Source organism: Aminobacter sp. P4_D5 (assembly GCF_056401815.1).
In genome coordinates this window covers 1-709 of the sequence record NZ_JBFUIP010000722.1, presented here as the reverse complement: position 1 = coordinate 709, position 709 = coordinate 1, and the positions used below count along the sequence as shown (strand labels likewise).

The window sequence follows — 709 nt, the reverse complement described above, 5'->3', positions numbered from 1 at the left end:
GAGAAAACCCGGCGGGCCGCCCCGGTGCTGGATATAGGGCTGGCCGTCCGCGCTGGCGGTGGAGAGGAAGAAGCTGGTCTGTGCCGCGATGAATTCCGCGAGTTCGGGCGAGATCTGGTTGGGCCAGTCGTCATGCGCCTCGAACGGCGCGCGCGAGCCGCGGCGGACGTGGATGGACTTCACGCTCGGCGAGAACATGACGTCGGACATAGAAATGCCTCCTTCGAACGCGCCGAACATGATCCCTCCGTCCGGTGATGATAATCAGAAAGATTGACACTTCTTCATTGCGTGATCTGCAATGATCTCATAGACCGTTTCGCTGCCATGTCGGCCTTCGTCGCCGTCGCCGACCGGCAGGGCTTCGCCCCCGCCGCACGGCATCTCAGGCTCGCGCCCTCCGCCGTCACGCGGCAGGTGGCGGCGCTGGAGGAGCATCTCGGCCTGCGGCTCCTGCAGCGGACCACGCGTTCCGTCACCCTCACCGACGCCGGCGCCCGCTATCTCGACCGCGCGCGCCGCATCCTGGCCGAGATGCAGGAGGCCGAGGATTTCGCGCAATCCGCCCGGCTGAGCCCGGCCGGCCGCCTCACCGTCACGGCGCCGGTGACCTTCGGGCATCTGCATGTGGCGCCTTTGATGGCCGAATACCTTCGGCGCTACCCCGAGGTGCAGGGCCAGCTCCTGCTCTCCGATCGCTGGATCAACC

General features: G+C 66.9%; 1 protein-coding gene and 1 pseudogene. One reads left to right on the top strand and one right to left on the bottom strand.

What is annotated here, in order from left to right; all coding sequences use genetic code 11:
* Nucleotides 1–240 (bottom strand): annotated as a pseudogene (locus AC1DWF_RS34575) (pyridoxamine 5'-phosphate oxidase family protein); the annotation flags it as partial.
* 69 nt (nt 241–309) lie between these two features.
* On the opposite strand from AC1DWF_RS34575, the gene AC1DWF_RS34570 reads away from it, so the two are divergent.
* A partial coding sequence (locus tag AC1DWF_RS34570; RefSeq protein ID WP_476842989.1) for a LysR family transcriptional regulator occupies nt 310–709 on the top strand: 400 nt, incomplete at its 3' end.